Genomic DNA, 22897 nt, shown 5'->3' on the forward strand with positions numbered 1-22897 from the left:
GGCCCTATGTGTCGTGCGAGTTCTTGCTGTTCGGTTGCGCCCGGTCAGATGCGCTGACGGCGCAGTTCGTCTTCTTCGTCGGTGCCGCGCTCGGGCCGGCTGATGTCGATGCCCAGCGATTCCTCGGCACGGAAGACGTCTTCGTCGAGACCCTGGATGTCGATCTGATGCCCTGCTGTCGACATGACCTCGACGTTGAGGCAGAGCGCCTGCATCTCCTTGATGAGCACCTTGAAGCTCTCAGGGATTCCGGGCTCTGGAATGTTCTCGCCCTTGACGATCGCCTCGTACACCCGAACCCGGCCCAGCACGTCGTCGGACTTGATCGTGAGGAGCTCCTGCAGGCAGTAGGCGGCGCCATAGGCCTCGAGCGCCCACACTTCCATCTCGCCGAATCGCTGGCCGCCGAACTGTGCCTTGCCGCCCAGCGGCTGCTGGGTGATCATCGAGTACGGGCCGGTGGAGCGGGCGTGGATCTTGTCGTCGACGAGGTGCGCCAGCTTCAAGATGTAGCTGTAGCCCACCATGATCGGCTCGTCGTAGGGCACGCCAGTGCGCCCGTTGAAGAGCGTCGTCTTGCCCGTACGGGTCATGAGCCGTTCGCCGGTGATCGACTCCGGCCGCAGGTTCTCGAGCGTCTGCTGGATCGTGGGATGCCGTCCAGCAGCCTCCTTTTCGTCCCAGCGTGCGCCGTCGAACACCGGGGTGGCGATGAACACCGACGGCTCGGTGGTGGGGCGAGTCTTACGGGCGGTGTTGCTGACCGGCTCGGAGCCGATCATCTGCCCATTGCCGCCCTTATCGGTGGACTTCCAGCCCCAGCGGGCCGCGTAGCCCAAGTGCGCCTCGAGCACCTGGCCGACGTTCATGCGGCTCGGCACGCCGAGTGGGCTCAAGATGATGTCGACAGGCGTGCCATCGGCCATGTACGGCATGTCCTCGACTGGGAGGATCTTCGAGATCACGCCCTTGTTGCCGTGGCGGCCAGCGAGCTTGTCGCCCACGCTGATCTTGCGCTTCTGGGCCACGTAGACACGCACCAGCTGGTTCACGCCAGGTGGCAGCTCGTCGTCGTTGTCGCGGCTGAACACCCGGATGTCGGTGACGACGCCATTCTCGCCGTGAGGCACCTTGAGCGACGTGTCGCGTACCTCACGGGCCTTCTCGCCGAAGATGGCACGCAGGAGCCGTTCCTCAGGCGTGAGCTCGGTCTCGCCCTTGGGGGTGACCTTGCCCACCAGCACAGCGCCTGGCTCCACTTCGGCACCGATGCGCACGATGCCCTGCTCGTCGAGGTCGGCGAGGATGTCGTCGGCCAGATTGGGAATGTCCCGGGTGATCTCCTCGGGCCCCAGCTTGGTGTCGCGGGCGTCGATCTCGTACTCGTGAATGTGGATCGACGTGAGCACGTCGTCCTTGACGAGGCGCTCGGACAGGATGATGGCGTCCTCGAAGTTGTAGCCCTCCCAGGCCATGTAGGTCACGAGGAGGTTCTTGCCCAGCGCCAGCTCGCCGTGATCGGTTGAGGGCCCGTCGGCAATCACCTGACCGGCGGACACCTTGTCACCGGGGCGCACGAGCGCCTTCTGGTTGATACAGGTGTCCTGGTTGGAGCGTCGGAACTTGAGCAGCGGGAACACGTGCTCATAGCCGTCGTCGGATTCCAGGACGATCTGGTCGCCGTTCACCTCGGTCGCGACGCCGTCGACGTCGGACAGGACCATCTCGGCAGCGTCGGCCATGGCCAGGCCCTCGATGCCGGTCCCGATGTAGGGGGCTTCGGCCCGCAGCAGGGGAACAGCCTGGCGCTGCATGTTGGCGCCCATGAGCGCTCGGTTTGCGTCGTCGTGCTCGAGGAACGGGATCAGCGCTGTGGCCACCGACACGATCTGCTTGGGCGACACGTCCATGAGCTGGACTTCGGACGCCGGCACGTAGCTGATCTCGGTGGTGGCAGCGAAGTAGGTGTCGCGCTCCATCTGCAGGCGCAGGTCTTCCAGGCTGGCGCCCTGGGGACTCTTGCGGACAAGCACGCGGGGATTGCGGAACGAACCGTCGGGATGCAGCGGCGCGTTGGCCTGCGCAACGACGTATTCCTCTTCCTCGTCCGCGGTCAGGTAACGCACCTCGCGAGTGGAGACGCCATCGCGGACGACCCGGTACGGCGACTCGATGAAGCCGAACTCGTTGACGCGGGCGAACGTCGCCAGCGCGCCGATCAGGCCGATGTTCGGGCCCTCCGGCGTCTCAATGGGGCACATGCGCCCGTAGTGGCTGAAGTGGACGTCACGTACCTCGAAACCGGCTCGCTCGCGTGACAGACCACCGGGGCCGAGCGCGGACAGGCGGCGGCGGTGGGTGAGGCCAGACAGCGGGTTCACCTGGTCCATGAACTGGCTGAGCTGGCTGGTGCCGAAGAATTCCTTGGTGGCAGCCACGACCGGGCGGATGTTGATGAGCGTCTGCGGCGTGATCGCCTCGACGTCCTGGGTGGTCATGCGCTCGCGCACGACCCGCTCCATACGGCTGAGCCCGATGCGAACCTGGTTCTGAATCAGCTCGCCGACCGAGCGGATGCGGCGGTTAGCGAAGTGGTCCTGGTCGTCGAGCCGGTAGCCGGGCTCGGCGTTTGCCAGGTGCAGCAGGTAGCTCGCTGTGGCCAGGACCTCGCTGCGGGTGAGCACCGTGGACTCTGGGTTGGGCCGGATGAGTTCGGGATGATCGACCGCCCGCGGGTCGTCTCGATCGACGAAGTCGAGGCCGAACAGCTCCGATACGCGATCCAGCTCGGGGCCGAGCTTGCGGTTCAGCTTGTAACGGCCGACCTTGGACAGCGAATACCGGCGATCGTCGAAGAAGGCGTTCTGGAAGTAGTTGTTGGCGGCATCGGCCGTGGCCATCTCGCCAGGGCGCACCCGCTTGTACAGCTCGATGACCGACTCTTCCTGGGAGACCGCGACGTTGCGGTCCTTCTCCCACTGCGGCTCGAGAAAGTCGAAGTGCTCGACGAAGCGTTCGAGCAGGCCGGGATAGCGGTCTTCGCCGTAGCCCAGGGCTCGCAGCAGCGAGAAGATGCTGAGCCGGCGCTTTCGAGCCACACGGCTGCCGGCGGTCGGGTCCTTGCCGGGCTTGTGCTCGACGTCGAACTCGATCCACTCGCCGCGGTAGGGGTGAATGGTTGCGGTCACCAGCTGGTGCTTGGACATGTTCCGCAGCCGGTAACGCTCACCGGGCTGAAAGATGACCCCGGGCGAACGGACAAGCTGACTGACCACGACCCGTTCGGTGCCATTGATGATGAACGTCCCCTTGGGGGTCATCATCGGGAAGTCGCCCATGAACACGGTCTGGGCCTTGACCTCACCGGTGTGGGCGTTCTTGAACTCGGCGCGCACGAAGATCGGCGCCGAGTAGGTCATGTCGCGTTCCTTGCACTCCTCCACGGAGAACTTGGGCGGCGGACGAAGATCCTCGTCGTGCGGGTCAAAAGAGAAGACCAACTGCAGGTGCCCACCGAAGTCGCTGATGGGGCTGATGTCAGCGAACGTCTCAGCGAGGCCGAGGTCGAGGAAGCGTTGGAAGGAGTCCTTCTGGATGGAAACGAGGTCTGGGAGTTCCAGGACTTCGTCGAGGTTGCCGAACGAATAGCGTTCGCGGCCGACAAGAGACGACAACGGACTCTCCTAGCGGTTCAGTTGTGCGGGATGGGTCGCAGGCGACTGCCGACGGCCGTTGACGATTGGACGCAAGCGCGCGCAGCCGCAGGTGTCCGCAGCAAACGGTGACCTCAATCCTTGGCCTCGATGCTGGGGACTGGTGGGGTGCGCGAAGGGAGAGGCCACCTGTGCCACGGCTAGAACGAGGCTACCCAGCCCTAGCGTGCGCCACAACCGTGACGCCGAATTCGCGGCGAGTTGATGGCAGCGCGCGACTATGACAGCTCGACAGTGGCGCCGACAGCTTCGAGGGCCTCTTTGGCCTTGTCGGCGTCTACCTTCGGCACGCCCTCGAGCACGGCCTTCGGAGCGGCCTCCACGAGATCCTTGGCCTCCTTGAGACCTAGGCTCGTGAGCGAACGCACCTCCTTGATGACCTGCACCTTCTTGTCGCCGATGGCAGTCAGCATGACGGTGACCTCGTCGACGGCTTCCTCGTCGGCTTCGCCGTCGCCGTCGGATCCGGCGGCACCAGCAGCCACCATCATCGGTGCGGCCATAGCAGCAGTGACGTCGAAGCGCTCTTCGAACGCCTTCTTCAGCTCGACCAACTCGAGCACCGTCATGTTGCCGATGGCATCGAGGATCTCTTCGGTGGATGTACTCACTGGTTGTTCTCCGTTTCTGTTGAGTTCTCCGTGGAGTTGCGGTCAATCAGCGCCTGGACAAGACCGGACACTTCGCCGATCAGGTTGTTCATCATCGAGGCGAGTGCGCTGAGCGGCGCACCGAATGCGCCGAGCATCTGTGCCATCAGCTCGTCGCGTGACGGCAGGTCGGCAAGTTCGCGCACCTGGGCGTCGCTGAGCAGGGTGCCTGCAAGCACGCCGCCCTTGATGACGAGCGCTTCATGATCGGTCGCGAATGTGCGGAGAGCCTTGGCGGCGGCTGAGGGATCCTTGCCACAGAAGGCAAGGGCTGTGGGTCCCCCGAGCAGGTCGAGCGTGCCGGGGGGCGCATTCTCAGACAGCGCCCGGCGAACCAAGGTGTTCTTGTAGATCTTGTAGCGGCAGTCGGCATCGATGAGACGGCCGCGCAAGTCGGCCATCGCGGCCACGTCGAGACCCCGGTACCCGGTGAACAGCACCGCTTCGGCCTCACCGAATCGCTCGCGAACCTCGTCCACCACGGCGACCTTGTCGGCCCGCGGCGTACGTTGGCCAGCCGCCGTTGCTGTGGGCCCGCTCGTTGCTGTAGGCACTGTGGGGACCTCCTGTGCTGGGCGGATTCGCTGTCGTAGGGCTGGTGGATCGCTCCCGGCCCCGGATCGGGCACCGGTCCGCAGACCAGACAGAACCGCGCCCCAGCGCATACACGCACAGGAAGACAGTCCGCCTCATCAGGCACGACCCGTGTGGCTTGCCCGTGTTGAGCAAGCCCCTGAAACACGTTCAGACGGGGCCGATTTCAGGCCGAAGCCACCGGAGTTCTACGGCGAGCAGGTTGTAGAGCCCCAGACGCTACCGGGAGCCCCGGACGCGTCCAACTGCCAGCGACTAGTTGAAAGTGGTGGGGTCGACGCGGATGCCGGGGCCCATCGTCGATGAGACCACCATCTTGCGGACGTAACGACCCTTGGCGCTGGCCGGCCTTGCCCGGGCCAGTTCGTCCATGACTGCATCAAAATTGGCGTTCAGATCCTCGGCGCTGAAGCTGACCTTGCCGATCGCCAGGTGCACGTTGCCGTAGCGGTCGGTGCGGTACTCGACCTTGCCGCCCTTGAACTCGCCCACGGCCTTGCCGACGTCGGGGGTCACCGTGCCGGACTTGGGGTTCGGCATGAGGCCACGCGGACCCAGCACCTTGCCCAGGCGACCGACCACGCCCATCATGTCGGGCGTCGCAATCGCCACGTCGAAATCGGTGAAGCCGCCCTCCACACGCTCCGCCAGATCGGCGCCGCCCACCACGTCAGCACCTGCATCGGAGGCTTCCGCGGCCGCATCACCTTGCGCGAACACTGCAACTCGCACATCGCCGCCTGTGCCCGACGGCAGCGCAACTGTGCCCCGAACCATCTGGTCGGCCTTGCGCGGATCGACGCCGAGCCGGATCGACAACTCAACCGACTCGTCGAACTTCGCAGTGGCGAAGCTTCGCACCATGTCGATTGCCTGGCTCGGCTCGTGCATCATCTGCCGGTCAAAGCGACGGACGGTGTCGGTGTACTTCTTCCCTGACATGTGGGGGTCTCCTGTGGTTCGCCTCAGCCGGTGACTTCGATGCCCATGGACTGCGCGGTGCCGATCACCTGCAGCTTGGCGGCCTCGAGGTCACGGGCGTTGAGGTCCGGCATTTTCGTTGTGGCGATCGCGGCGACCTGCGCCTCGGTGACCTTTGCCACCGTCTCCCGACCGGGATTGTCCGCCGCCTTCTCGAGCCCAGCCGCTTGACGCAGCAGTACCGATGTCGGCGGCGTCTTGGTCACGAACGTGAAGGTCCGGTCCTCGAAGATCGTGATCTCGACGGGCACGATCGTGCCGCGCTGGCTCTCGGTCTTGGAGTTGTACTCCTTGCAGAAGTCCATGATCGCCACGCCGTGCGGGCCCAGCGCAGTGCCCACCGGCGGTGCCGGCGAAGCCTGCCCGGCGGGAATCTGGATCTTCACGACTGCCGCGACTCTCTTGCGCCTCGATGACCTTGCTGGTTTTTCTGCCATGGGGTGCTCCTGGGAAATTGCCTGCACAGATGCTCAGGTCTTTGATGGCCGCTGGCGCGGCTCAGATCTTTGCGACTTGGACGAAGTCGAGTTCGACGGGAGTCTCGCGGCCGAAGATGTTCACCAACACCTTCACCTTCAGCTGCTCCTCGTTGATCTCGATCACTTGACCCTGGAAGTCCGAGAACGGACCTTCCTTGATGCGCACGCTCTCGTCGATTTCGAAGATCATCGACGGCTTGGTGCGGCGAGGCATCTCGGGACCGTCGTCGGGGTCGGCGAGGAAGGCCTCGACTTCCCTGCGGCGAAGCGACGACGGCTTGCCGCCTGGGCCCGCATACCCAGTGACGCCCGGCGTGCTGCGGATCATGTGGTGCGCCTCGTCGCTGGGGCGGCAACGGATGAGCAGGTAGCCGGGGAAAACCTTCTTCTTGGCGACAACCTTGCGGCCGGCCTTGAACTCGATCACGTCCTCCATCGGGATCGCGACCTCGAGGATCTGTTCCTCCATGTCGAATGTGCCGATCCGGGCTTCGAGGTTCTGCTTGACCTTCTTCTCGTAGCCCGACTGCGTGTGCACGACGAACCAGCGGCCCGGCCGGTCATAGGGCGAGACATGCTTCTCCTCGGGCTCGTCGGCAGCGAGCAGCTCGTCCTCTGTGAGCACGACCGCAAGGCCTGCCTCAGCGGTGGCTCCCTCGACGGTGTCTGCGGTCTCAGTTGCCTCGGCGGTTCCGGGGCCCGGTCCCATCAGGGTCGTGGCCGTCTGTGAGCTCAGCAACCGGCGAGCGGTCGCCATCGGGTCGGTGTCGGGCTTTGCGGAGGTATCGGTCGGGTCACTCATGTTCGTCAGTTCAGTTCTTCGTCAGTTCACGTCAAAGAGTCGGAGGACGCCTTCACCCAGAATCCAATCGAGGCCGGCAATGATCGCGGTCAGGATCACGATGGTGATGAACACAACGATCGAGTAGTTGACAATCTCGGCCCGAGTCGGCCAGATCACCTTCTTGAGCTCGGAACGAACCTCGCCCACGAACTGCGCAGGCCCGGCCCGTTCGGTGGTCGGCGACGCCGAGGCGGGCTGACGCCGTTCGCGCCTCGCCGCCGGCGCGCCGTCAGCCGTCATCTCGCCCTGACGCTGCAGGTGACGGCGTGTCCGTCGGTTCATGGCCATCGGGAAAGTCTCCGGCTCAGAATTTCAGGGGCTTGGGCATGTTCGGTCCGCCCGGCTGACGGTCACAGGTTGGCGGAAGCGCAGGGCAGGAGGGACTTGAACCCGCAACCGCCGGTTTTGGAGACCGGTGCTCTACCAAATTGAGCTACTGCCCTCAGCGAGGATGCGGGCCTTCTGGGAGAATGTCCGCCGCAACACGCTACCGGCAGCAATCTGGGTCGCGTCCAGATCCAGTAGCGGGACCGGGGCTCACTGTGCCCGATGCCCGCAGCGAAGCTGCGGCGAGGGACCTCACAACTATGAGCCGGTGGTAGCGGGACCGGGGCTCGAACCCGGGACCTCACGATTATGAGCCGTGCGCTCTGACCAACTGAGCTATCCCGCCAAAATGTCTTGCGAAGCCTACTGATAGCACCAATAGGCGCCCTAGCCGGGACCTCACGCGGCGAGCCCCGTGCCGGAATCGAACCGGCGACACCAGCCTTACCATGGCTGTGCTCTACCTACTGAGCTAACGGGGCGACGTCCGTGCGCATGCCGAGCGATGTGCGCGGAAGTTTGTGGGGTCCGGAGTGTAGCTGTGGACCCCCGATAGCTTCGCTGCCATGCAAATCCGGCTGGCCACGATGGCCGATGCCGATGCGATCGCGGAGATCTACAACCGCGAGGTCACCGAGGGCACTGCGACGTTCGACATGCTGCCCCGCACGACTGCCGAGCAGGCAGCCTGGATGCGAGACCATTCGGGTGCCTACCCGTGCATCGTGGCAGTCCCCGATACAACTGACGACACAACAACTGGCGACACCGTGCTGGGCTGGGCGTGCCTGTCGCCGTACCGGACTCGGCCGGCGTACTCGACCAGCGTCGAAGACTCCATCTACGTCCATCGCGACCACCAGGGACGCGGCGTGGGCGGCCTGCTGCTCGGCAACCTCGTCGCCCTCGCCGACGAGCACGGGTTTCACGCAATCTTTGCCCGCATCGCCGATGCCGGCGCGGCCTCAGTAACACTGCACGCCAAGCACGACTTCGAGCTCATCGGCGTGGAGCGAGAAGTGGGTCGCAAGTTCGGCCGCTGGCTCGACGTGACGCTCATGCAACGCCTGCGCCCCGCCTGAAGCGCGTTTGGAGCCCAACCAGCTCAGAAGTGCCAGGGGAACTGCTCGAATTCGGGATCTCGCTTCTCCAAGAAGGCGTCACGGCCCTCGGCGGCTTCGTCAGTGCCGTAGGCCAGCCGGGTGGCCTCCCCCGCGAACACCTGCTGGCCGATGAGCCCGTCGTCGATGAGGTTGAACGCGAACTTGGCCATCCGCTGTGCCGTCGGCGAACGGGACACGATCTCTGCCGCCCACTCCAGCGCCACCGACTCCAGTTCGGAGTGGAGCACCACCGCATTCACATCGCCCATGTCGAAACGCTCTTGGGCGGAGTACGTGCGGCCGAGGAAGAAGATCTCTCGGGCCTTCTTCTGGCCGATCTGGCGGGCTAGGTAGGCCGAGCCGAAGCCGCCGTCGAAGCTGGCGACGTTGGTGTCGGTCTGGCGGAAGCGGGCATGCTCGGCCGAGGCAATGGTCAAATCGCACACGACGTGCAGGCTGTGGCCGCCGCCCGCCGCCCAGCCGCTGGCCACGCAGATCACCACCTTGGGCATCATCCGGATGAGGCGCTGGCACTCCAGGATGTGCAGGCGCCCGGTGCGGGCCGGGTCAATGTCTGCTGCGGTCTCGCCATCGGCGTAGCGATACCCGTCCCGGCCGCGGATGCGCTGGTCGCCTCCCGAACAGAACGACCAACCCCCGTCGGCCGGCGCCGGACCGTTCCCGGTCAGCAGGATGCAGCCCACATCGGGCGTCATGCGGGCATGGTCGAGCGCTCGGTACAGCTCGTCCACCGTGTGCGGGCGGAAGGCATTGCGAACATCGGGGCGGTCGAATGCGATGCGAACCGTCCCGTGTTCGGTGCTGCGGTGGTACGTGATGTCGGTGAAGTCGAACCCGTCGACTGCCGCCCAGCGCGACGAGTCGAAGGTGTCCGAGACATGAGGCAAGAACGGCATGGGTGCTCCAAGGCGGGTGGCGTGAGGGCACGGTATTGGATCGGAACGGCCCCCGAACATGGCTGCATGCGAAACTGCGGGCCGCAACCGAGACATGGGACAGCAACATGAAATTCGCCCTCAGGTACTGCAACACCGGCAAGTTCGCCACCGACACAGCGCTGGCGGCAGAGCTCGTGCAGGCCGGCGAGGCCGCCGGTTTCGAATCGGCGTGGACGGTGGAACACACCGTCATCCCATCTGGCTACCAGTCGCAGTATCCCTACAGCCCTGACGGCAAAATGGCAGGGGGCGTTGAGGACCTGCTGCTGCCTGATCCGCTGATGTGGATGGCCTACATGGCCGGGGTTACGTCCACCATCAATTTCGCCACCGGCATCCTGATCGTGCCCCAGCACAGCCCGGTCGTATGTGCCAAGCAGATCGCCACCCTCGACCACATGTCCGGTGGGCGCGTCCTGTTGGGCATCGGCGTGGGCTGGATGCGTGAGGAATTCGAAGCCATCGGTGTGCCATTCGACGATCGCGGGCGCCGCACAGACGAGTATGTGGCTGCCATGCGTGAGCTGTGGTCGGCCGACCGGCCCACATTCCATGGCGAGTTCGTCAACTTCGACGCGGCGTATTGCCGGCCCCAGCCGGTGAACGGGTCGGTGCCGATCATCGTGGGCGGCGATTCGAGGGTTGCTGCGCGGCGGGCCGGGCGACTCGGCGACGGCTACTTCCCCGCCCGGGGTGCTCCGTGGGATCTGATCGATCTGGCCCGCCAGACGGCCACGGAGCATGGCCGGGATCCCGATGCGCTCGAGATCACCGTGGCGGTGCCTGCGGACCTCGACGAGATCGGTGAGTTGGCCCGCCGCGGGGTGAGTCGAATAGCGGTGCCAGTGTCACCGATGGCCGGGCTGCAAACCGTGATTGCCACGCCCGATGACGCCAGCGCCTGGGCCGAGACCATCGAGCGCTACGCCGATCTGTAGCGAAATCTCAGGCTGTAGTGGATTGAAATAAATCAAGATCCACCGAAGTCACACCACAACTACGGTGCGCAATCGGCGGGACGGACCCGGGCTATCCGTATGAAGCCGTGCGCCCGGGTCCGTTGCGCTCGCATCGCGCGATGACGTCAGCGTAGACGCGGTGTGCTCGCTAGCGAAACTGAAATCCGACCAGGTCGTCGCGGGCGTACTGGTCGGGTAGGGCGATTTCCCAATCGAGGTAGGCCTGCATGGCGGCCCGGGCCACCTCGGCGTCTTCGGGGTCGTAGGGCAGCGCCGGCTGGCGTGATCGGCGAGCCGCCTCGGCGTCGTCGTTGCCGCCGGTCACCAGCCCCGTTTCGGCCAGCCAATTTGGCTCGAGAACCCAAGCATCCCAGCCCATCTGAATGAGCCACGAGGCCGTCATCGTGGCGCCGATACCGTCGTGATCGGCCAGAACGACCCGCGCTCCACGGGTAGCGAGGTACTCGTCGGTGGCCTGCACGAGCTGGCCGCCTGGGGCACACACGGCGTCCGCCAGGTGTCCGGCGGCGTAGGCCTCGGGCGTGCGCACGTCCATGAAATACGTCGTGCGGTCGCTCTGCGCGAGCCAGCCCGCCAGCTGATCGCGACCAATGGTCTTCACGCCGCAACGTTGAGCGACTGCTCGGGCCGCCGCGAGCGACTGCTGTCGCCCGTCAACGCCCGGTTCGGGAACCAGTTCGTCGCAGCCATGTTGGAGCTCCAGCCCGGCGAGCTCCCAGCCCATCGTGCCGTCCTTCAGGGCAACAACCCGCTCCATCCCAGCCGAGCGCAGCGACTGCGCACCCATGATGCTGCGGGTCCGCCCCGCGCAGTTCACGACCACAGTGGTGGCGTCGTCGACCAACTCGTGCACCCGGCGCACCAATTCGCCGCCCGGGCACGACCGGCCCGTCGGGATGCTCATGCGGTTGAACTCCCGGCGGGTGCGCGAATCGACCACCACCACATCCCGACCGTCGGCCAGCCAGCCCGCCAGCTCGGTCGCCGTCACATGCGGCGTGCCGAAGTGCGCTTCGACCAACTCGCCAAACAGCTTCGACGGCACGTTGATGCCCGAGTACAGCTCGCCGCCCGCAGCCGCCCACGCGTCGATGCCGCCTTCAAGCACTGCAGTGTCGGTGTAACCGAGCACGGTGAGCTCCAGCGCAACCGCTGCGGCCTCGCCGCCTCCGTCGTCGCACACCACCACCGGTGTGCCAAGCCGCGGAATGCGTGCCGACGCTTCGAGGCCCACATGCGTCGGCGGCAGGTTGGCGGCATAGAGCAGGTGCCGACGGGTGAACTCGGTCGGCTCGCGGGCGTCCAGCAGCGCCAACTCGGTGCCATCGCGGCGCAGCAGCCCACGGTGCCGCTCCATCAACTCGGTCGCGCTGGTCGTGTGCAGATCGGCCATCACGCCCCCATGTTCGCTGGTCCGGTACCTGATTGAAGGGTCCTTGGCTGCCGCTCGCTGACCGGAGTGGCGGCGTGCGGGTGCATCCTGCGTGCCGGCGCGGCGGACCGAGGCTCAGGCCGGTGATGTGGCGTAGCCCGGGCGGGCTTCGACGATGTGACCCACGTCGTAGTACTCACGCCACTCGCCCTCGTCGGCGTGCCAGAACCGTCGCCCCTTGAGCCGTTCCAGCGCCAAGCCGTAGCAGTGGAAGTTGGTCGACGCGCCCTCGATGTGGATCGAGTGCAGGTCGTGGCCCAGCATTGCCACGCCGGTGCCGCGCGCGACCATGACCTCACGGACGGCCTGCGGTTCCCCCTCGCCTGCGCACCGGTCGTAGAAACGGTTCAGCTCCTGACCGCGCATGCCCACGATCACCGCCCACGTGGTGTGCTCGTGCGGCGGCGCGGCGGTGCCGTCGAGCACGCTTTGCACGTACAGCGCCAGCTCGTCGTCGTGGTTCTGTGCGATCCGGTACATGCTGGCGCTGCGCCCTTCGGCGGGCGGCGGGAAGTCCTCGAGCGGGAAGAGATCGTCGCGCTCGGCTAGCTGCAGCAGACGTTCGCGGATGCGCTCGACACCGTCGCGGTCGATGCCCCCGTGCTCACGGCCGTGTGCGTTGATCTTGGCGATGTCGTCCATCGCGTCGGCGACCGCCGCGGCACGCTGCTCGGCTCGCTTCGTCGTCGCATCTGTTGCACTCATGACTCCCCCTCAGAACAACGTGAGGTACTGGTCGACCTCTCCGGCAGTGACCACGCTGTGGTGAGCCAGGAATTCCTCCCGCTTCACCTTCACGAAATAGTCGCGATAGGGACCCTCGGCGGTGTCCCCCAGCCCGGCTCCGATGACGTCGCAGGAAGCGAGCTCCTCGGCGGCGTGCAGCAGGGTGGGCGGCAGCACCTCGATCCCCTTGGCTGCCACCTCCTCGGCAGACAGGGCATGCAGGTTGTCGGTGTTCGGATCGCCTGGGTCGATGTCGTTGTCGATGCCGTCGAGCCCGCAGGCCAAGTAGGTGGCGAACATCAGGTACGGGTTGGCGGCACCGTCGCCCAGCCGTAGCTCGATCCGGTCGGGTTCGGGGATGCGAATCATCTGGGTGCGGTTGTTTCCGCCGTAGGCCGCGTACGCCGGTGCCCAAGTCGCTCCTGAGGTGGGCGCGCCCACCCCCATGCGCTTGTAGGAGTTGACGATCGGGCAGACCACCGCCACCAGCGAGCGGGCGTGGCGGATGATCCCGCCAACGAACTTGTAGGCGAGGTCGCTCAGGCCCAGACCCTTGGTGTCGGGCCCGCCACCGCTGCCGCCGATGAACAGCGGTTCGTCAGTGTCGGCGGTCCACAGGCTGAGGTGCGTGTGCAGTCCGTTGCCAGTCTTGTCAGCAAAGGGCTTGGGCATGAACGTGGCGTAGCGGCCGTCGCGCTGAGCCAGGGTGTGCACCATCAGCCGGAACAGGATCAACCGGTCGGCAGTGGTGAGCGCGTCGGAGTACAGCCAGTTCTGCTCATACTGGCCGTTGGCGTCTTCGTGGTCGTTGGCGTAGTTGCCCCAGCCCATGGCGTCGAGGTTCTTCGACACCGCCACCAGGTGCGGCAGCATCCGGGTGAGACCCTTGGCGTCGTAGCACGGCAGCCTCATGTTGTCGCGTTCGTCGGCCACCGAGATGGAGCCGTCGTCGTTGCGCACCACCAGCGAGTATTCGGCCTCCACGCCGCACTTGAGCACGAGGTTGCGCTCGGCCAACGCTTCCAGCGCTCGGCGCAGGATCACCCGGGGCGCGAATGGCCACAGCTCGCCCTCCACGGTGGGGTCGCACTGCATTGCGGCCACGTTCGGCTGCCATGGCAGCTGTGTGTACGAGGCCGGATCGGGCAGGGCCAGGATGTCGGGGCTGGAGGGGTCCTGGCCCATCGGGCCGGCCGCAAAGCCCGCGAAGCCGGCCCCGTCGCTCATCAGGCCGTCCAACGCGCCGATCGGCACCAGCTTGGCGCACGGTTTTCCGTGCATCTCCACGAACATGGCGTAGATGAACTCCACGCCGTCGGCCTCGGCCCGGCTACGGATCTCGTCGACTGCATCCATGTCGCCCCCCTTGATGTCGTGCCGCTCGGGACGGCCCCGCGCCGACAGTAGTCAACGATCCCGGTAGCGAAGACGGGGCAAGGCTGAGCGCTACGGTGCGGGGCTGGATCGTCGGTGGCGAAGATGACCGGCTGGAGGTGCGCCATGTGCGGGATCGTGGGCCTGTTCTGCAAGACCGAGACCCACCGGCACGAGCTGGGCCGACTGACGGCAGTCATGCTGCGCGAGATGCGCGACCGCGGTCCCGACAGCGCCGGGTTCGCCGTGTACGACCCGGGCATCGAAGGTCGAACGCGCATCACCGTGCTGGCGGAGGGCGTAGAGGTGGACTGGGGACAGGTGGCTGCCGCGCTGGAGGAGGTGCTGGGCGCGGAAGTGACGGCGCGAGCGGTGCATGACCACGCCGTGTTCTCCACCGGCGGCGACGGACGCACCGTTCGCCAGTGGATCATCGACAACGTGGCAGGGGCATCAGTGCTGAGCTACGGCGACCAGATCGAGCTGTACAAGGCGGTGGGCGACCCGGATCTGGTGGCTGAGCGCTACGACCTGGCGGGGCGCGCCGGCACCCATGCGCTGGCCCACACCCGGATGGCCACCGAGTCGGCCGTGACCACCAACGGATCGCACCCATTCGTCACAGGCGCCGATACCTGCCTGGTGCACAACGGGTCGCTGTCGAATCACAACCGGCTGCGGCGGTTCCTGGAGGCCCGGGGCGAATCGTTCCAGACCGAGAACGACTCCGAGGTGGCCGCCGGCTACCTGTCATGGCGGATGAACTCGGGCGACACCATCTCCGAAGCACTCGAGGGTGCGCTGGGCGAACTGGACGGCTTCTACACGTTTGCGATTGGCGTCGCCGACGGGTTCGCCATCCTGCGCGACCCCATCGCCTGCAAGCCTGCGGTGGTGGCCGAGACCGACGATTGGGTGGCCATGTCGTCGGAATATCGGGCCATTGCGCGCCTGCCCGGCGCGGGCGACGCCGAGATATGGGAACCGGAGCCAGCCCGCATCTACGCGTGGAGCCTGGCCACATGAGGGGCCGGGCCCCATGAGCGGGGCTGCGCGCGTCTTCGATCTGGCCGAGTTGAGCCGACGAGAACTCAACCAGGCGCTGCACAACGCCCCCGACGGCGAGTCCTTCGAGATTGTCAACCCCCGCGGGGCTCATGCGGCGGCGTGCGGAATAACTGCCGCGATCGACGTCGTGGTGCGCGGCTCGGTTGGCTACTACTGCGCCGGCATGCACCAGCGGGGCCAGGTGCTGGTGGAGGGCAATGCCAGCACTGGGCTGGCCGAGAACATCATGTCCGGGGTGGTGCACATCACTGGCAACGCCACCATGTCAGCGGGCGCGACGGGCTGCGGTGGCCTCCTGGTGGTGGGAGGCAACGCGGGCGCCCGGTGCGGCATCTCCATGAAAGGCGTCGACATCGTGGTGGGCGGCAACGTCGGCCATATGAGCGCGTTCATGGCCCAGGCCGGGAACCTGGTGGTGTGCGGCGATGCCGCAGCGGACTTGGGCGACTCCATCTACGAAGCGCAGATCTTCGTGCGGGGCGATGTGGAGTCGCTGGGTGCCGATTGTGTGGAGAAGGAAGTGCGGCCCGAACATCTCGACCTGGTGGGGCGACTGCTAGCCGCGGCTGGCGGGGCGGCCGATGGGGCTGACGCTGGCGACTTCCGCCGCTACGGCTCGGCCCGGCGCCTCTACAACTTCACCATCGACGACGTGGACGCTGTCGAAGCTGGGACGGAGGCTGCCGGCCGATGACTGAGACACCGGCTGGGACGCCAATCGGCGGCCCCACACCATCCAGCAACTCGGTGCCTCTCGCCGCCACCGACCCTGACAACTGGCACCTGCGCGAGTCCTACACGTTCGACCGCAACGTGATCGCCGAAATCCGCCGGGCCGCCAACACCGGCATCTACCGCATCCGGGGATGGGGGGCAAAGCGCCGCCTGCCCACCCTCGACGACCTGGTGTTCCTGGGGGCGTCGATGTCGCGCTACCCGCTGGAGGGATACCGCGAGGCCTGTGGCACCGACGTGGTGATTGGCGAGAGCCGGGCCAAGCGTCCGGTGCATCTGAAGATCCCGGTCACCATCGCTGGAATGAGCTTCGGCTCGCTGTCGGCCCAGGCCAAAGAAGCGCTCGGCCGGGGTGCATCGGCTGCGGGGACGTCCACCACCACCGGCGACGGCGGCATGACCACCGAGGAACGCCAGCACTCCTCGGTGCTCGTCTACCAATACCTGCCGTCTCGTTATGGCATGAACCCGGACGATCTGCGAGCGGCGGACGCCATCGAGGTAGTGGTGGGTCAAGGCGCCAAGCCGGGCGGCGGCGGGATGCTGCTCGGGCAGAAGATCACCGAGCGGGTAGCCGAGATGCGCACCCTGCCCACCGGCATCGACCAGCGCTCGGCGTGCCGCCATCCTGACTGGACCGGCCCCGACGACCTCGAGATCAAGATCATCGAGCTGCGCGAGATCACCGACTGGCAGGTGCCGATCTACGTGAAGGTGGGCGCGGCCCGTCCGTACTACGACACGGCGCTGGCGGTGAAAGCCGGCGCTGATGCGGTGGTGGTCGACGGCATGCAAGGCGGCACTGCCGCCACCCAGGACGTGTTCATCGAGCATGTCGGCATCCCGACGTTGGCCGCCATTCCCGAAGCCGTGCGGGCTCTGCACGAGCTTGGCGTGCACCGGCGAGAGGTGAAGCTCATCGCGGCAGGCGGCTTTCGTTCGGGCGCAGACGTGGCGAAGGCGCTGGCGCTGGGCGCCGATGCTGCCTCGATCGGCACGGCCGCGCTGATCGCCATCGGCGACAACGACCCCGCCTATGAGGACGAGTACCGGGCATTGGGGACCTCAGCCGGTTTCTGGGAAGACTTTCAGGCCGGCACCGATCCGGCCGGCATCACCACGCAGGACTCGGACCTGTCGGCCCGATTGGACCCTGTTCTGGCTGGTCGGCGCCTGGCCAACTACCTGCAGGTGCTCACCATCGAGACCCAGATCCTGGCCCGGGCCAACGGCAAGTCGCACGTGCTGAACCTTGAACCCGAAGACCTGGCCGCGCTCACTGTGGAGGCCGCAGCGATGGCCAAGGTGCCACTGGCTGGCACGAGTTGGGTGCCCGGCACTGACTGAGAGGTCCGGGCTGGGAGGTCCGGGCCTGAAGAACTCCGCTAGCGGCCCTGCCACTGGGGCGGGCGCTTCTCGGAGAATGCGCGGGGGCCCTCGATGTAGTCGGCGCTGTTGTTCATGTCGCGCACCGCCTCGTACCGATCTTCGTGCGCGGCTCGCACGCTGGCCTCGTTGAGACCCTGCATCGCAGCCTGCTTGGTGGCCCGAATCGACATCGGCGAGCATTCGAGAATCATCTCGGCCCAGCGACGGGCGCATGCCAACGCCTCGCCTCGGGGGACCACCTCGGAGGCGATTCCCAAATCCTTGGCCTCAGCTGCAGGCACGTGTCGGCCAGTCAGCATCATGCTCATGGCCCGCTTCAGCCCGATGTGACGCGGCAGGCGGTGCACGCCGCCCGCAAGCGCAGCGAGACCGACCTTGGGCTCGGGCAGCGCCAGCAGCGCGTTCTCCGAGGCGACGATGATGTCGCAGGCCAGCGCGATCTCGAAGCCGCCGCCCATCGCCACGCCATTCACGGCTGCAATGACGGGCTTGTCCAGATCCCAGCGCGAGGTCAGACCTCCGAAGCCCGACGACGGCATAGCCGAACGATCGCCGCCCTCGGCCTGGTACCTCAAGTCGTTGCCTGCAGAGAACGCCCGGTCACCCTCGCCGGTCACAATCGCGACCCACAGGTCCGGGTCGTTCTGGAATTCGTCGAACACGTCCGACATCTCGGCATTGCCCGGCGGATGCAGTGCATTCATTCGCTCCGGCCGGTTGATCGTCACGACGAACAGGTTCCCGTCGCGCTCCGAATAACAGAATTCACCCATGTCGGGCGAACTTAGTAGTCCCCTCTCGGCTTCGCTCAGCGTTGTCCTGCGCGTTCTCGGCGCGGGTCGGTTTGGTGGCGCTGCGGGGAACAGGCGCAATCAGTCGGTCGGCGAGTAGATGGGGTGGGCGCCGAATTGGTTCTTCGTGACGGGTGTGCCGGTTTCGGCATAGAACGCGGTGCCGCGCACGACCGAGTCGAGATATGGCGGCAGCGCTCGCCGGATCATGTGCTCGGCATAGTGCTCACGCTGCGCGGTCGGTACGTCGTCACGCAGCAGTGCCACGACCTTGATGCTGAACTCGCACGCGGGTGATCCGGCGCTGCCCGCCGACGCCCTACTCTTTGCAGGCTTGGTGATGCGCCAACGGACGAGTGCAGTGCGGGCTTCGGGCGGGCCGAGCACCAAGTCGTAACCGGTGCCATCGAACCAGTCGAGGAACTCGCGCTGGTAGTGGACGCCGCTGTAGTAGTAGACGTGATCGCGGCTGCGTGCACCGTCCCAGCGCTTCACCTCGTTGCGCTCGCAGAACGGGTGGATGTTGGTGAGGTTGCCGGACTCGCTGATCGCCGCCCAGACATCGGCCGGTGCGGCCGCCACGGCGACCCTGGCGATAATCGGCTCCATGGCCTCGATGCCGCCGGCGCCCAGCCCGTCGATCAGCGCCAGATCGGAATCCGTCACGGCACTGCTCGTCGCTTCATCCGATTCAACCGCTCGATCCATTCGGACATTCTGGACTCTGGGGACCACACGTGCTGAGGACATGCTGAGCCACTTCGCGGCCGAACTAATGTCGGCCTCGGAGGGGCCTTTGCGGCTGGGAGGCCCGAGGCGATGCAGGTTGCTGTGTCGATGCACTCCGTCAAGGCCGGAATCGCGATCGTGGCCTTGCCGCTGGTGATGCTGGGCGCGAGCTCTGTGTCGATCGGCCTTCGACCGATCCTGCCCGCAGGCATTCAGCGTGCTGCTGCCCTTGTTGTTTCCGTTGTCGGTGTCGTGTGGGCGGCCCTGTTCTGGGTGATCGCCTCGATCTTCGACTTCGAGGGGTGGAATGCCATCAACGGTGTCGGGTCCGTCATTGCCCTGATCTGGCTGATGATGCTGGGCCGCACAATGCAGTCCGGCACGATCGGCAGCCACAACAACACATCAGTCAACGCGTAGCAATCGGCACCGACTGACAGCCCCGGTTCGGCGGAGCTGCCGCGGGCGTCAGGTCTTCGGCAGCAGCTGGGTGGTCTCGATGATGCGGGAATCTTCCAGCGCTGCCGCGCGGATGGGCGCGATGGCCAGGTAGTCGGGGTCGCGGAACATCGCGACGAACTGGGCCCGGGTGGGATAGCGGACGAGGATGGCGATGTCCCAGCGCTCGTCGGTCGGGCCGATTGCTGTGTGGCCGGCGCGCCCCATCCAGATCGGCGCGCCCCCGAATCGAGGGTGCAGCTCTGCGAAGCGGCGGCCGTACTCGCGGTAGGCGGCCTCGCCGGACATGCCGTCGACGCCAAAGCCCGACTCGGCGGTCTCGCGGTAGCGCAGCAGATTGAGCATCACGACCGGCTCGTCTAGGTCGCCTTCGGCAACGGCATCAATCTGGGCGGTCGAAGCGTGTTTGTGCACGAGAGCTCCTGTTTGGTTCGTGGAAAGGGTTGAGTCCGGCGGCTTATCGAGCGCCACCGCTGCTGTGCGGAAGCTCAGGTGGGCCGGGGCCAGACGATCGGGTAGTGGTCGGTTTCCATCGGCGCGCCCGGCTCCAATTCGGCGTAGTGCAGCGCTTCGGCCGTGCCGACCCGGGGGTCGTAACGAACGTCGGTGCCGATGTAACGCACCGCGTAGCCGCGCCGTGCTCGACCTCGATTCGAATTGCCCCGCGAACCGTGCAGGATCATCGCCCAGAACGCGACGGCGTCACCCGGCTGGAGATCGAACGACACGATGTCGTAGGCGTCGCGGTCGGCCTCGACATCGGGCGCGGGCTCGTAGTCAGGGTTCCGCTTGTAGTCGTGAGCGTTGGTCGGTGCGAAGGTGCGCGGTTGGAACCAGCGGTCCCAGGCATGCGAACCCCGCACGTACTCGACCCGGCCGCTGGTGGCGTCCACCTCGTCGAGGGCGATCCAGAACGACATCACCTGACGTCCCGAGATCGGCCAGTAGGGCTGATCGTTGTGCCACGGCACCGGCTGGCTGGATCCGGGTTCCTTGACGAACAGCTGGTCGTAGTACATGCGCACGACGGGCGAGCCGAACATTGCTGCGGCCAGCTCGCCGAGCCGGGATTGGGTGACAAATTCGGAGAAGAGCGGGTGGAGGCGCCACAGATCCAGCGAACCGAAGAAGCCGGTCGACTCGTAGGCATGTGCAGTCGGACTGGGGTTCGCCATCTCGGCGGCAACGCCGCCGCGCAGCCGTTCCACCCACTCGGCGTCCACCACGTTGCGAAGCGCAACCACGCCGTCAGCGCGGAACCGCTCGATCGTGTCGTCGTCGACGATCTCTTGTGCCGGTCGATCAAGAACCGTGTCGCTCATCGTCGTCCCCTGTCGCCAACGTAAAGTCAACGGTGCCAAGTCAACACGATGGATGCACTGCATTGCCAGACGCAGCACCGGCAGACACTGCATTGCGACACATCGCACTGCCAGACTCAGGACTGGGAGGCGACATGAGCGACGAACAGGGCAGCGACGGCAGCGATGCAGGAGCGATTCCGGGTCTGCCGCCCCGACCGCACCGGGGCTGGACGTTCGACGAGCAGCCGGTCGGCAAGCGCTGGAGCACCTCCCGGCGCACCATCACCGAGACCGACTTGGTGGTCTACGCGACCCAGTTCGGCTTCTCCGAAGGTCTCTTCCTGGATGCCACCGCCGCTGAGCGGGCTGGATACAGCGGACGGCTGGTGCCGGGCAGTCTGGTGATGTCGCTAGCCGAGGGCCTGACCATCAGCGGCGGCGCCATTGCCGGTACCGGCGTGGCCTACCTCGGCGCCACGGTCGAGGTGAAGGGGCCCACGTTCGTCAATGACACCCTGCAGGTGGTGGCCGAGGTCACGGCGTCCCGGCTCACCTCACGGGGCGACCGCGGCATTGTGACCACCCGCAACGAGGTCTTCAACCAGCACGGCAAGCTCGTGATGGTCTACTCCCCCACCCGCATGGTCCTGTGCCGCCACGCCGACTAGGCAATTGCGAGCTAAGGAGGCTGTTGACAGGCTTGGCGGCCCGTCCCCGGAACAGCGGTGCGAGGATGCGGATTGCTAGAAGGGATTTCGATTCTCGGGTTTCGCTAGCTTGCCCGCGTGGTCGCTAGGACGTAAGAGTCATCCGTTCGCTGACGCCGTGATAGTTAGCGGCATCAGTCGCTACCCGCTCCAGTCGTTCGGACAGGCCGCGCAACGTGAGCTGCTCGCACTTGCGATTCACGAGTGCTTCGAACACGAGTTCGTCAATAAACGAGATTGTGTACAAGGTACGCGGCTCGATTCAATGACGAGTGAGCTGCCCGAGAGATCCCCCGGCAGGCCGCTGGCTTCAAACAGTTCGCGCGGCAGTTCTCGCCCGCCAATCCGAGGCGGTGCCCCCAGCGTCGTAACCATCGCCGTGGCCCCTCCTGCCTGTGCTGTGTTTAGCAAGGTATCCAACTAGAAACTAAGGGGCCGCGCTCGGCCGGCGGCACGAAACGAGATGGAGGGCCGAGTTGCGCACGATGCGCCGAAGCCATCGCAGCTACTGCGACGAGCACGGACGGCTTGACGAATCGCACCTCGCTCAAGTCGAGCGTCAGCTGGTTTGAGTCATCGTCCACGCGGCTCAAGAGACTGTGCGCTTCCGGGTAGGGCTTGAATCACAATTCCATGACGGGCGTGAAACTAGCCCCGTGGACGTCGATGTCTTCAGGGAATTTTGGAACTCAGGAATGGCGTGGCGGTTCGGCGAGTTTACCTGCACCGCAGTACGGTCGGCGGGATTCTTGAATCGACGACAGGGAGCGAACCGATGAGCAGGTTTACGGGGCGAGTGGCGATCGTGACGGGGGCGGCCGGGGGGATTGGACTGGCGGCTTGCGCCCGGTTTGCCTCGGAGGGGGCGTCGGTGGTGGCAGTCGACTTGGCCTCTGCCGACCTTGGCGCCGCGGTGGCGGCGATCGAAGGCGCGGGTGGCGCTGCGCTGGCCGTGCCTGCCGACGTCACCAATTCCGCCCAAGTCGCCGGCTACGTCGACGCTGCCCGTGAGGCTTTCGGACGCGTCGACGTGCTGTTCAACAACGCAGGCATCGAGGGCACCTACGCCCCGATGATCGAGTACCCCGAAGAGTCCTTTGACCAGGTCATCGCGGTCAACGTGCGAGGCGTGTGGCTCGGAATCAAGTACGCCGCCCCGGCCATGATCGCAAGCGGCGGCGGGTCCATCGTGAACACGGCATCAGTGGCTGGCCTGCTCGGCTCCCGCGGCATCTCTCCATACTCGGCGAGCAAGCACGCTGTCGCCGGGCTCACGAAATCCGCAGCGCTGGAGCTGGCGACCTCTGGTGTACGGGTCAACGCCGTGTGCCCTGCGCCCATTGAGACGCGCATGATGCGGTCGCTGGAGGCCTACATCGGTGGCGACGACGCCGACGACATCCGCAAGAGATTCGCCGAACGCCTGCCGGTGCAGCGCTACGGCGAACCGCACGAAGTCGCTGCGCTAGTGGCGTTCCTGGCTTCCGACGAAGCCAGCTACATCACCGGCAGCCTCTACCCCATCGACGGCGGCTTCACCGCGGGTCGCTGAA

The 22897-nt window shown here is 66.0% G+C and carries 23 protein-coding genes and 3 tRNA genes; 8 read left to right on the forward strand and 18 right to left on the reverse strand.

Annotated elements, in window-relative coordinates:
* Nucleotides 1-44 precede the first annotated feature (44 nt).
* The 10 genes from ACOOHB_RS14190 to ACOOHB_RS14235 all read right to left on the reverse strand — a co-directional run bounded on the left by ACOOHB_RS14190 (nt 45) and on the right by ACOOHB_RS14235 (nt 8070).
* Entirely contained in the window at nt 45-3674 is a 3630-nt protein-coding gene (locus ACOOHB_RS14190; RefSeq protein ID WP_420445483.1) for a DNA-directed RNA polymerase subunit beta, read from the reverse strand.
* 257 nt (nt 3675-3931) lie between these two features.
* Nucleotides 3932-4324, reverse strand: a complete 393-nt coding sequence (gene rplL, locus ACOOHB_RS14195; protein WP_420445484.1) for a 50S ribosomal protein L7/L12 — start codon at nt 4322-4324, stop codon at nt 3932-3934.
* Nucleotides 4321-4917 (reverse strand): 50S ribosomal protein L10, encoded by a 597-nt coding sequence (gene rplJ / locus ACOOHB_RS14200; RefSeq protein ID WP_420445485.1) that lies wholly within the window; start codon nt 4915-4917, stop codon nt 4321-4323. Before rplJ ends, rplL begins: the two co-directional genes overlap by 4 nt.
* 295 nt (nt 4918-5212) lie before the next feature.
* On the reverse strand, nt 5213-5899 hold the full coding sequence (gene rplA / locus ACOOHB_RS14205) for a 50S ribosomal protein L1 (RefSeq protein WP_420445486.1): 687 nt from the start codon (nt 5897-5899) through the stop codon (nt 5213-5215).
* Between the two features lie 23 nt (nt 5900-5922).
* Nucleotides 5923-6375, reverse strand: coding sequence for a 50S ribosomal protein L11 (rplK, locus tag ACOOHB_RS14210; RefSeq protein WP_420445487.1), 453 nt, complete (start codon nt 6373-6375; stop codon nt 5923-5925).
* A 61-nt stretch (nt 6376-6436) separates the two neighbouring features.
* On the reverse strand, nt 6437-7219 hold the full coding sequence (gene nusG, locus ACOOHB_RS14215) for a transcription termination/antitermination protein NusG (RefSeq protein ID WP_420445488.1): 783 nt from the start codon (nt 7217-7219) through the stop codon (nt 6437-6439).
* Nucleotides 7220-7240: 21 nt separating this feature from the next.
* Nucleotides 7241-7549 (reverse strand): preprotein translocase subunit SecE, encoded by a 309-nt coding sequence (gene secE, locus ACOOHB_RS14220; RefSeq protein WP_420445489.1) that lies wholly within the window; start codon nt 7547-7549, stop codon nt 7241-7243.
* 81 nt (nt 7550-7630) lie between these two features.
* Nucleotides 7631-7704 (reverse strand) — tRNA-Trp (locus tag ACOOHB_RS14225).
* 153 nt (nt 7705-7857) lie between these two features.
* A tRNA-Met gene (locus ACOOHB_RS14230) sits at nt 7858-7934 on the reverse strand.
* A 63-nt stretch (nt 7935-7997) separates the two neighbouring features.
* Nucleotides 7998-8070: transfer RNA gene (locus ACOOHB_RS14235), tRNA-Thr, on the reverse strand.
* Between the two features lie 84 nt (nt 8071-8154).
* Between ACOOHB_RS14235 and ACOOHB_RS14240 the strand changes: the two genes are divergently transcribed.
* On the forward strand, nt 8155-8670 hold the full coding sequence (locus tag ACOOHB_RS14240; protein WP_420445490.1) for a GNAT family N-acetyltransferase: 516 nt from the start codon (nt 8155-8157) through the stop codon (nt 8668-8670).
* A gap of 23 nt (nt 8671-8693) precedes the next feature.
* Here the strand turns inward: ACOOHB_RS14240 and ACOOHB_RS14245 are convergent, their stop codons facing one another.
* Complete coding sequence (locus tag ACOOHB_RS14245) at nt 8694-9608, reverse strand: 1,4-dihydroxy-2-naphthoyl-CoA synthase (RefSeq protein ID WP_420445491.1); 915 nt, start codon at nt 9606-9608, stop codon at nt 8694-8696.
* Nucleotides 9609-9715: 107 nt separating this feature from the next.
* Between ACOOHB_RS14245 and ACOOHB_RS14250 the strand changes: the two genes are divergently transcribed.
* Nucleotides 9716-10588, forward strand: a complete 873-nt coding sequence (locus tag ACOOHB_RS14250) for an LLM class F420-dependent oxidoreductase (protein ID WP_420445492.1) — start codon at nt 9716-9718, stop codon at nt 10586-10588.
* Between the two features lie 169 nt (nt 10589-10757).
* Here ACOOHB_RS14250 and ACOOHB_RS14255 read toward each other — a convergent pair whose 3' ends face one another.
* The 3 genes from ACOOHB_RS14255 to glnT form a co-directional block, all read right to left on the reverse strand.
* Nucleotides 10758-12023 carry a rhodanese-like domain-containing protein gene (locus ACOOHB_RS14255; protein WP_420445493.1) on the reverse strand — a complete coding sequence of 422 codons (1266 nt, stop codon included), beginning with the start codon at nt 12021-12023 and terminating at the stop codon, nt 10758-10760.
* Nucleotides 12024-12137: 114 nt separating this feature from the next.
* Entirely contained in the window at nt 12138-12767 is a 630-nt protein-coding gene (locus ACOOHB_RS14260; RefSeq protein ID WP_420445494.1) for a cysteine dioxygenase, read from the reverse strand.
* A 9-nt stretch (nt 12768-12776) separates the two neighbouring features.
* Nucleotides 12777-14144 carry a type III glutamate--ammonia ligase gene (gene glnT / locus ACOOHB_RS14265; protein ID WP_420445495.1) on the reverse strand — a complete coding sequence of 456 codons (1368 nt, stop codon included), beginning with the start codon at nt 14142-14144 and terminating at the stop codon, nt 12777-12779.
* A 144-nt stretch (nt 14145-14288) separates the two neighbouring features.
* On the opposite strand from glnT, the gene ACOOHB_RS14270 reads away from it, so the two are divergent.
* Genes ACOOHB_RS14270 through ACOOHB_RS14280 form a run of 3 tightly spaced genes read left to right on the forward strand, consistent with a single transcriptional unit; the run spans nt 14289 to nt 17312 of the window.
* A complete protein-coding gene (locus tag ACOOHB_RS14270; RefSeq protein WP_420446913.1) occupies nt 14289-15188 on the forward strand; it encodes a hypothetical protein in 900 nt (299 codons plus the stop codon).
* 13 nt (nt 15189-15201) lie between these two features.
* Nucleotides 15202-15924: a hypothetical protein gene (locus tag ACOOHB_RS14275; protein WP_420445496.1), complete on the forward strand. Its 723-nt coding sequence runs from the start codon at nt 15202-15204 to the stop codon at nt 15922-15924.
* On the forward strand, nt 15921-17312 hold the full coding sequence (locus ACOOHB_RS14280; protein ID WP_420445497.1) for an FMN-binding glutamate synthase family protein: 1392 nt from the start codon (nt 15921-15923) through the stop codon (nt 17310-17312). Before ACOOHB_RS14275 ends, ACOOHB_RS14280 begins: the two co-directional genes overlap by 4 nt.
* A gap of 38 nt (nt 17313-17350) precedes the next feature.
* On the opposite strand, the gene ACOOHB_RS14285 is transcribed toward ACOOHB_RS14280, so the two are convergent.
* Together ACOOHB_RS14285 and ACOOHB_RS14290 are read right to left on the reverse strand one after the other, a co-directional pair.
* Complete coding sequence (locus ACOOHB_RS14285; RefSeq protein WP_420445498.1) at nt 17351-18127, reverse strand: enoyl-CoA hydratase-related protein; 777 nt, start codon at nt 18125-18127, stop codon at nt 17351-17353.
* 99 nt (nt 18128-18226) lie between these two features.
* Entirely contained in the window at nt 18227-18811 is a 585-nt protein-coding gene (locus ACOOHB_RS14290; RefSeq protein ID WP_420445499.1) for a hypothetical protein, read from the reverse strand.
* A 153-nt stretch (nt 18812-18964) separates the two neighbouring features.
* Between ACOOHB_RS14290 and ACOOHB_RS14295 the strand changes: the two genes are divergently transcribed.
* A complete protein-coding gene (locus ACOOHB_RS14295) occupies nt 18965-19294 on the forward strand; it encodes a hypothetical protein (RefSeq protein ID WP_420445500.1) in 330 nt (109 codons plus the stop codon).
* A 48-nt stretch (nt 19295-19342) separates the two neighbouring features.
* Here the strand turns inward: ACOOHB_RS14295 and ACOOHB_RS14300 are convergent, their stop codons facing one another.
* Complete coding sequence (locus tag ACOOHB_RS14300; RefSeq protein WP_420445501.1) at nt 19343-19747, reverse strand: DUF1330 domain-containing protein; 405 nt, start codon at nt 19745-19747, stop codon at nt 19343-19345.
* Between the two features lie 74 nt (nt 19748-19821).
* Entirely contained in the window at nt 19822-20655 is an 834-nt protein-coding gene (locus ACOOHB_RS14305) for a phytanoyl-CoA dioxygenase family protein (protein ID WP_420445502.1), read from the reverse strand.
* A gap of 134 nt (nt 20656-20789) precedes the next feature.
* Between ACOOHB_RS14305 and ACOOHB_RS14310 the strand changes: the two genes are divergently transcribed.
* On the forward strand, nt 20790-21305 hold the full coding sequence (locus tag ACOOHB_RS14310; protein ID WP_420445503.1) for a MaoC family dehydratase: 516 nt from the start codon (nt 20790-20792) through the stop codon (nt 21303-21305).
* Between the two features lie 814 nt (nt 21306-22119).
* The gene (locus ACOOHB_RS14315) at nt 22120-22896 is read left to right on the forward strand and encodes an SDR family NAD(P)-dependent oxidoreductase (RefSeq protein WP_420445504.1); all 777 of its coding nucleotides are present in this window, start codon (nt 22120-22122) and stop codon (nt 22894-22896) included.
* Nucleotide 22897: the final 1 nt, after the last annotated feature.

It is taken from the genome of Candidatus Poriferisodalis sp., from assembly GCF_965215815.1.
Classification (GTDB): domain Bacteria; phylum Actinomycetota; class Acidimicrobiia; order Acidimicrobiales; family Poriferisodalaceae; genus Poriferisodalis.

Excerpts from the sequence above, each read along its gene's own strand:
- ACOOHB_RS14295 (WP_420445500.1), top strand. The coding sequence starts at position 18,965 with ATGCAGGTTGCTGTGTCGATGCACTCCGTCAAGGCCGGAATCGCGATC.
- rplA (WP_420445486.1), bottom strand. The coding sequence starts at position 5,899 with ATGTCAGGGAAGAAGTACACCGACACCGTCCGTCGCTTTGACCGGCAG.
- nusG (WP_420445488.1), bottom strand. The coding sequence starts at position 7,219 with ATGAGTGACCCGACCGATACCTCCGCAAAGCCCGACACCGACCCGATG.
- ACOOHB_RS14275 (WP_420445496.1), top strand. The coding sequence starts at position 15,202 with ATGAGCGGGGCTGCGCGCGTCTTCGATCTGGCCGAGTTGAGCCGACGA.
- ACOOHB_RS14245 (WP_420445491.1), bottom strand. The coding sequence starts at position 9,608 with ATGCCGTTCTTGCCTCATGTCTCGGACACCTTCGACTCGTCGCGCTGG.
- ACOOHB_RS14285 (WP_420445498.1), bottom strand. The coding sequence starts at position 18,127 with ATGGGTGAATTCTGTTATTCGGAGCGCGACGGGAACCTGTTCGTCGTG.
- ACOOHB_RS14310 (WP_420445503.1), top strand. The coding sequence starts at position 20,790 with ATGAGCGACGAACAGGGCAGCGACGGCAGCGATGCAGGAGCGATTCCG.
- ACOOHB_RS14315 (WP_420445504.1), top strand. The coding sequence starts at position 22,120 with ATGAGCAGGTTTACGGGGCGAGTGGCGATCGTGACGGGGGCGGCCGGG.
- ACOOHB_RS14260 (WP_420445494.1), bottom strand. The coding sequence starts at position 12,767 with ATGAGTGCAACAGATGCGACGACGAAGCGAGCCGAGCAGCGTGCCGCG.
- glnT (WP_420445495.1), bottom strand. The coding sequence starts at position 14,144 with ATGGATGCAGTCGACGAGATCCGTAGCCGGGCCGAGGCCGACGGCGTG.
- ACOOHB_RS14255 (WP_420445493.1), bottom strand. The coding sequence starts at position 12,023 with ATGGCCGATCTGCACACGACCAGCGCGACCGAGTTGATGGAGCGGCAC.
- ACOOHB_RS14240 (WP_420445490.1), top strand. The coding sequence starts at position 8,155 with ATGCAAATCCGGCTGGCCACGATGGCCGATGCCGATGCGATCGCGGAG.
- ACOOHB_RS14305 (WP_420445502.1), bottom strand. The coding sequence starts at position 20,655 with ATGAGCGACACGGTTCTTGATCGACCGGCACAAGAGATCGTCGACGAC.
- ACOOHB_RS14280 (WP_420445497.1), top strand. The coding sequence starts at position 15,921 with ATGACTGAGACACCGGCTGGGACGCCAATCGGCGGCCCCACACCATCC.
- secE (WP_420445489.1), bottom strand. The coding sequence starts at position 7,549 with ATGGCCATGAACCGACGGACACGCCGTCACCTGCAGCGTCAGGGCGAG.
- ACOOHB_RS14270 (WP_420446913.1), top strand. The coding sequence starts at position 14,289 with ATGTGCGGGATCGTGGGCCTGTTCTGCAAGACCGAGACCCACCGGCAC.
- rplK (WP_420445487.1), bottom strand. The coding sequence starts at position 6,375 with ATGGCAGAAAAACCAGCAAGGTCATCGAGGCGCAAGAGAGTCGCGGCA.
- ACOOHB_RS14250 (WP_420445492.1), top strand. The coding sequence starts at position 9,716 with ATGAAATTCGCCCTCAGGTACTGCAACACCGGCAAGTTCGCCACCGAC.